The following is a 7,253-nucleotide window of genomic DNA, read 5'->3' on the forward strand; positions in this document are numbered from 1 at the left end:
GGGCCTTACAGCGCCGTCGCGCGATCCTGATCGAGGAAGGCGGCGACATCGGCCAGCGCGACATCCTTTGACAGGAATGTCCGGCCGATGCCGTGCGCAAGCAGGAAGGGCAGGGTGCCGGCCGCCATTTTCTTGTCATGCAGCATATGGCTGACCAGCGCGGCGCCATCGGCAGTGACGTGGGCGCTGGCCAGATCATGCGGCAGGCCGACCGCCTTCAAATGCGCGGTGATGCGCACGGCATCTTCGGCCGGGCACAGGCCAAGGCGGGCGGAATAGCGGAAGGCGAGCGCCATGCCCGCAGCGACGGCTTCGCCATGCAGCAGCGTGTCGGAAAAGCCGGTGTCGGCCTCCAGCGCGTGACCGAAGGTATGGCCAAGGTTGAGCAGCGCGCGGCGGCCGGAAGTTTCGCGTTCGTCGTCAGCGACGATCGCGGCTTTGGCCGCCACGCTTTTTTCGATGGCATGGGTGCGCGCCGTAGCATCGCCCGCGAGCAGGCGGTGGCCATCGCTTTCGCACCAGGCGAAGAAATCCGGGTCGTCGATCAGGCCATATTTGACGACTTCGGCATAGCCGGCGCGGGTTTCGCGGGGCGGCAGGCTGTCGAGCGTGGCGGGGTCGATCAGGACCAGCGCGGGCTGGTAGAAGCTGCCGACCAGATTCTTGCCCGCGCGGGTGTTGATCGCGGTCTTGCCGCCAACCGACGAATCGACCTGCGCCAGCAAGGTGGTGGGCAGTTGCACGAAATGGCAGCCGCGCTTGAGGATGGAGGCGGCAAAGCCGACAAGATCGCCAATGACCCCACCGCCCAGTGCGACGATATGGTCGCCGCGTTCGATCTCCAGCGCGAGCAGGGCGTCGAGCAATTGCTCCAGATGCCGCCAGCTCTTGGTCTGTTCGCCCGGCGGCAGGATGATGGGTTCGATCCCGACATTGGCGGCGCGCAGGCTGGCGTCGAGCCGGGGCAGCTGCGCGGCGGCGACGTTGGCGTCCGTGACGACAACGAGCCGGCCGCCCCGGGCGAAGCGGGCAAGCTGGTCCCCGGCGCGATCGAGCGCGCCCTGTTCGATCAGGATGTCGTAGCTGCGCGCGTCCAGCGCGACCCGGACTAAGGCCATTGCGTCAATTGCTCCATGATGCGGTCGACCGCGACTTCGTGCGGGGCCGCGATGCTCTTCACATGAATGGGGGCGAGCGCGTAGACAGGGTTGCGTATTGCCGCCAGTTCGGTAAGCACGGTGCGCGGATCGCGATCCTTGAGCAGCGGGCGGCTGTCGCGGCGGGACACGCGATCGACCAATATGTCGATGTCGGCGTCGAGCCAGATGGCGATGGCGGCGTCCAGGATCAGCCGGCGGGTTTCATCCTGCATGAAGGCGCCGCCGCCGGTTGCGATCACCTTGGGCGCGCCATCGAGCAGGCGGGCGATCACACGCCGTTCGCCGTCGCGAAAATAGGCTTCGCCATAGCGTTCGAAAATCTCGCTGACGCTCATGTCAGCCGCTTTCTCAATCTCTTCATCCGCGTCGACGAAGGCGAGGCCCAGGCGCGCGGCGAGGCGGCGGCCGACGGTCGATTTGCCAACGCCCATCATGCCCACCAGGACGATGGGACCGCGCCTGCCGGGGCTGTGCGGGATTTTGCTGTTTCGTTGCATGGCAGGCGGGGCTATACAGCCAGCCGTCACTGAGGCAAATCGCATCTTTCCAAGTCACCCGGCCTTGCAGGCCCGGACAGCCAAGCCAAGGACCCATGAAGAATAATCGCACCTTCAGCAGTTTCGAGGGCAGTGCGCGTCGCCGTGGCGGCCGCTTGCCGATCATCCCCATCGTCATCGTCATCCTGGTCGTTGCGCTGCTCGCCTTCTTCTGGTCGCGCGGTGGCGAAAAGCCGCAGCAGCGCGTCGAAAAGGTCATCCCCGCCGAGAAGCTGGGTCAGTAAGGCCGATGCGCTGGCCGCGGGGGAACGCCAAATGGGCGCTGGGCAGCTTCGCGCTCGCCCTGACCTTGCCCGTGGTCGCGCAGCAGGCGCCCGAATCGCTGCTGCCGCCGGGATTTGGCGATGCGCCCGAGACGCCCGCGCCACGTCCGTCGCGGCCTGCTCCGCCAGCGCCGAGCGGCACGCCTGCGCCAACGCCGACGACGCCAGTGGCTCCTCCGCCCGTGCCGATGGTGCAGCCGCTCGATCCCGCCTTGAGCGCGGCGCTGGGCGACAATGCCGGTGATGCGGCCGAAGACGAGCTGACGCCCGAGGAAATCGCGGCGGAAAAGGCCAAATATGACCTGCCCGACAGCGCGCGCCGGTCGCTGGACCGCATTGGCCCGCTGACGCCGCAGACGCGTGGGTTCGAGCCGGACGCCTTTGGCAATGAATCGGGCCAATATCTCGCCGCGCTGATGCGCAGCACCCATGCGCCGATCGTGTCGCGCTGGGCCTCCATCCTGCTGCGGCGCGCGCTGCTGAGCGCGACCGATACGCCGCGCGGGATCAATGGCGCAGACTGGGCGGCGGAGCGCGCCTGGCTGCTGTTGCGGATGGGCGAGGCCGACAGCGCGCGGCTGATGGTGCAGAGCGTCGACGCCGACCAGTTCACGCCGCGCCTTTATGCCGTGGCGATGGAAACCTATCTGGCGGCCGCTGATCCCGCTGGCCTGTGCCCCCTGTCGGCCGGGGCGTTGCGCACCAGCAAGGCGCCGGGATGGGACATGACGCGGGCGATCTGCCCGGCGCTGTCGGGCGACCAGGGCAGCGCGAGCGGCGCGCTCAATCAGGCGCAGCGGCGCGGCGTGGTGCGTGGCATCGATTATCGGCTGGCGGAAAAAGTCGTCGGCACCGGCTTCAACGCGCGGCGGTCGGTCAATATCGAATGGGACGGAGTCGACAAGCTGACCGCCTGGCGCTTTGGCCTGGCGACCGCGCTCAATGTCGAGATACCGGACGATCTTTACGCGACGGTCGGGCCGCATGTGCGAGCGTGGGAAGCGCGAGCGCCCGCGCTCAGTCCGATGCGCCGCCGGCCGGGCGCAGATATTGCAGCGCGGCTTGGCGTGTTTTCGAGCGCGGCGCTGGTGGGCTTCTATAGCCAACTGGACAGCGAAGGCGACAGCTCCGGCGAGGTTGCGGATCGGATCGATGCGCTGCGCACTGCCTTTGCGGGCAACACGGTGCGCGACCGTATCGGCGCGATGCGGACATGGTGGGGCGATGGGGCGCGGCCCGATTATGTCGGGATGATCGCGACGGCGCGGGCGGCGGCCGCATTGCCTGTGGCGCAGGCGGACGGGCAGGATGCCGCCAATCTGGTCGGGTCGATGCTGACCGCCGGCTATGATCGCAATGCCGCGCGCTGGGCGCGTGCGATCGGCCAGCTGGATGGCGATGGCGCCAGCCAGGTCTGGGCCTTACTGGCGGCGGGCGCACCAAGCCCGGTGGTGGACATCAGCAGCAGCCGGGTGTCGTCCTATATCGACGTCATGGGCGCGGACAAAGGCCGGGCGCTAATTGCGGCGCTGGCCGGGCTGTCGCGCTTGTCGCCGCAGGAGGCGGGATCGCTGGCGCAAGATAATGGCCTGTCGCTGGCGGCGGGCAGCCGCTGGGCGCGTGCGATCGGCGCGGCGGCGCAGCGTGGCGAAAAGGCGACGGTGGCGTTGCTGGCGGCCGTGGGCATGCAAGGCCAGGACTGGAGCGGATTGCCCGCGACGCATCTTTATCATGTGGTGGCGGCGCTGCATCAGGTGGGGCTGGACCCCGAAGCGCGGATGATCGCGGCAGAGGCGCTGACCCGTAGCTGATATGGGGCAGGAGGATGCCGCCCTGATCGACCGCTTTCTGGAGATGATGGCGGCGGAACGCGGGGCGTCGCGTAACACGTTGCTGGCCTATCGCACCGACCTGACCGGCGCGGGCGGCCTGCTGGGCGGACTGGCGGGCGCGAGCAAGGAGGGGCTAGGGACGCTGGCGACCCATTGGGCGAGCCTGGCGGGGTCCTCGGTAGCGCGCAAGGCATCGGCGCTTCGGGCTTTCTACGGTTTTCTGGAGGAAGAAGGGCTGCGCGCCGACAATCCATCGGTCGCGCTGCCGCGCCCGGTGACGCGGCGGCCGCTGCCCAAGATATTGTCCACTACCGAGGTCGATCGGCTGTTCGCGCTGATTGCCGAGCGGCTGGAGGTGGCGCATCCCGCACCGCTGGACCTGCGGCTGTCCGCGCTGATCGAGCTGCTATATGGATCGGGCTTGCGCGCGACCGAACTGGTGTCGCTGCCGCGCCGCGCGCTGGCGGCGGATCGCCCGTTCCTGATCCTGAAAGGCAAGGGCGCGCGCGAGCGGCTGGTGCCGATTTCGGACCGGGCGCGGGCGGCGGTATCCGCCTGGCTGGTCCATGTGCCGGGGGACAGCGCCTGGCTGTTTCCATCGGGTAAAAGCCATTTGAGCCGCATTCGGCTGTATCAGCTAGTGAAGGCGCTGGCCGGGGCGGCGGGGATCGCGCCGGAGAGGGTCAGCCCACATGTTCTGCGTCATGCTTTTGCGACGCATTTGCTAGAAGGCGGCGCGGACCTGCGCGCGCTACAGGCGATGCTGGGCCATGCCGATATTGGGACAACGCAAATCTATACCCATGTCGACAGCCGACGGCTGGTCGAATTGGTGAACCAGCGCCACCCGCTGGCGACCATGGCGGTGCGCCAGCCGCAACGCCGCGTTGACGACGCGCCGCCATCGCCTTAACGCCATCGCCCATGGTAAGCTTTCTGGAATTCGAAAAGCCGATCGCGGAGCTGGAAGCGCGCATCGTGGATCTGCGCGCCACCGCGAGCGTGGGCGACATCAATATCGACGGCGAGATCGCGACGCTGGAGCAGCGCGCGGCCAAGCTGCTGGCCGACACCTATGCCAAGCTGACGCCGTGGCAGAAGACGCAGGTGGCGCGTCACCCCGACCGCCCGCACTTCAAGGATTATGTCGCCGGCCTGTTCGACAATTTCATGCCGCTGGCCGGCGACCGCGCCTTTGCCGACGATCAGGCGATATTGGGCGGGTTCGCGACGCTGGGCGAGCGCAAGGTCATGGTTATCGGCCATGAAAAGGGCGATGATACGGCAAGCCGCGTGCGCCATAATTTCGGCATGGCCAAGCCCGAAGGATACCGCAAGGCGATCCGCCTGATGGAACTGGCCGACCGGTTCGGCCTGCCGGTGGTGACGCTGGTCGACACGTCGGGCGCCTTTCCGGGCGTGCAGGCGGAGGAGCGCGGCCAGGCTGAAGCGATCGCGCGGTCGACCGAGGCGTGCCTGAAGCTGGGCGTGCCGATGGTGGCCGCAGTGGTGGGCGAAGGCGGGTCGGGCGGCGCGATTGCGCTCGCTGCCGCGAACCGTGTGCTGATGTTCGAGCATGCCGTCTATTCGGTGATTTCGCCCGAAGGCTGCGCGTCGATCCTTTGGCGCACGGCGGACAAGGCGAGCGATGCGGCGACCGCGATGCAGGTGACGGCGCAGCATCTCAAAGGGTTGGGCGTGATTGACCGGATCGTTGCCGAGCCAGTAGGCGGCGCACATCGCGAACCGGTGGAAGCGATCGCCAATCTGGGCGCGGCGATCGAGGCCGAACTGGAGTCATTGGGTTCGATGGACGCCGATGCGTTGCGCACCGACCGGGCCGACAAGTTTCTAGCCATCGGCGCCTGAGCGCCGGGAGGATTTTTAACGGAACGTCCGGCCTGTTTTGCTTGTTACGTCAGGGTAACGGCAAAGGGTGAGGTTTATGAACTGGAAGATGGCGCTGGGCGGCACCGGCGCTGCGCTGGTGATTGCGATGAGCGCACCGGCGGTGATCGGGCAGCAGCGGGCGATCCGCACCGTGTCTTCGATCAGCCAGCAGGACAAGGCATCGGGTGCCAAGCAACATCCTGAATTGTTGAAGGAATTTGGCGGCCCCTATGCCGGGCCGCAGGCGCGCTATGTCGAGACGGTGGGGCGGCGGATTGCGGTCCAATCGGGTCTGTCCAATGCGCAGGGCGACTTTACCGTCACCTTGCTCAATTCCCCGGTCAATAACGCCTTCGCGATTCCCGGCGGCTATGTTTATGTGACGCGCCAGTTGATGGCGCTGATGAACGACGAGGCCGAACTGGCAGGCGTCCTGGGCCATGAAGTGGGCCACGTCGCCGCGCAGCATGGCCAGCGGCGGCAGAAGACGGCGCAGCGCAACGCGATTGGCGGAGCATTGTTGCAGGTGCTGACCGGCGCGTTGCTGGGCGATTCGGGCTTTGCCGGACTGATCCAGCGCGGCATCGGCACGGGCAGCCAGCTGCTGACGCTCAAATTTTCGCGCAGCCAGGAATATGAGGCAGATGACCTGGGCATCCGCTATCTGGCGTCGGGCGGATATGATCCGCGCGCGCTGTCCGACATGCTGGCGTCGCTGGCGGCGCAGAGCAATCTCGACGCGCAGGTTGCCGGCAGCGCGCGGTCGATGCCCGAATGGGCGAGTACGCACCCCGATCCCGCATCGCGCGTCGACAGGGCCGCACGCGAGGCGCAGGCAACGCGATCGACCAGCACGACGCGCAATCGCGACGTGTTTCTGGCGGCGCTGGATGGCGTGCTCTATGGCGACGACCCCAAGCAGGGCGTGATCGACGGCAGCCGGTTCCGACACCCCGACTTGCGGCTGAGCTTTGCCGCGCCCAGCGGGTTCGGAATGGAAAATGGCAGCGATGCGGTGTCGATCATCGGATCGGGCGGGCAGGCGCAGTTCGGGACGGCCGCCTATCGCGGCGATCTGAACGCCTATATCGACAGCGTGTTTTCGGCCCTAGGTGACGGCAAGGGGGTGCCGGGCGGGGCGGTGAGCCGCACGACGATCAACGGTATTACGGCCGCATGGCGCACGGTGCGGGCAACCAGCCAGTCGAACCAGGTCGATGCGACGGTGTTCGCCTATGACTTTGGCGGCGGCAAAGCCTATCATTTCCTGCTGCTGACACCGGCAGGGCGGGGCATCGGCCCCTTCACCTCTATGGTGCAGTCAGTGCAGCGGCTGTCGGCCAAGGACGCGGCGGCGATCAAGCCGCGCCGGATCGACGTGGTGACGGTGAAGGCGGGCGACACGGTTCAGTCCTTGAGCCGGCGCATGGCCTATAGCGACTTGCAGCTGGAGCGGTTCCTGACGATCAATGCGCTGGACGCCAATGCGACGCTGCGGCCGGGGCAGAAGGTCAAGATCGTCATCTAAAGCCGGGCGATGGTACGAAAAAA

7 protein-coding genes are annotated in these 7,253 nt (G+C 67.1%); 5 read left to right on the forward strand and 2 right to left on the reverse strand.

What is annotated here, in order from left to right; translation table 11 throughout:
- Positions 1-5: 5 nt before the first annotated feature.
- Together aroB and SKA58_RS04455 are read right to left on the reverse strand one after the other, a co-directional pair.
- Positions 6-1,118, reverse strand: coding sequence for a 3-dehydroquinate synthase (gene aroB, locus SKA58_RS04450; RefSeq protein ID WP_009821165.1), 1,113 nt, complete (start codon positions 1,116-1,118; stop codon positions 6-8).
- Positions 1,109-1,657 (reverse strand): shikimate kinase, encoded by a 549-nt coding sequence (locus tag SKA58_RS04455; protein ID WP_009821166.1) that lies wholly within the window; start codon positions 1,655-1,657, stop codon positions 1,109-1,111. The genes aroB and SKA58_RS04455 overlap by 10 nt, the downstream gene beginning before the upstream one ends.
- Positions 1,658-1,752: 95 nt before the next feature.
- Here SKA58_RS04455 and SKA58_RS04460 point away from each other — a divergent pair, with 95 nt between their 5' ends.
- From SKA58_RS04460 to SKA58_RS04480, 5 genes are all read left to right on the forward strand, one after another.
- Positions 1,753-1,941, forward strand: coding sequence for a hypothetical protein (locus SKA58_RS04460; protein ID WP_009821167.1), 189 nt, complete (start codon positions 1,753-1,755; stop codon positions 1,939-1,941).
- 5 nt (positions 1,942-1,946) lie between these two features.
- Entirely contained in the window at positions 1,947-3,791 is a 1,845-nt protein-coding gene (locus tag SKA58_RS04465) for a hypothetical protein (RefSeq protein WP_009821168.1), read from the forward strand.
- Between the two features lies 1 nt (position 3,792).
- Positions 3,793-4,725 (forward strand): tyrosine recombinase, encoded by a 933-nt coding sequence (locus tag SKA58_RS04470; protein WP_009821169.1) that lies wholly within the window; start codon positions 3,793-3,795, stop codon positions 4,723-4,725.
- An 11-nt stretch (positions 4,726-4,736) separates the two neighbouring features.
- Positions 4,737-5,681 (forward strand): acetyl-CoA carboxylase carboxyltransferase subunit alpha, encoded by a 945-nt coding sequence (locus tag SKA58_RS04475; protein WP_009821170.1) that lies wholly within the window; start codon positions 4,737-4,739, stop codon positions 5,679-5,681.
- Positions 5,682-5,757: 76 nt separating this feature from the next.
- The gene (locus SKA58_RS04480) at positions 5,758-7,230 is read left to right on the forward strand and encodes a M48 family metalloprotease (RefSeq protein WP_009821171.1); all 1,473 of its coding nucleotides are present in this window, start codon (positions 5,758-5,760) and stop codon (positions 7,228-7,230) included.
- Positions 7,231-7,253 lie beyond the last annotated feature (23 nt).

This window comes from Sphingomonas sp. SKA58 (assembly GCF_000153545.1).
In the GTDB taxonomy this organism is placed as follows: Bacteria; Pseudomonadota; Alphaproteobacteria; order Sphingomonadales; family Sphingomonadaceae; genus Sphingobium; species Sphingobium soli.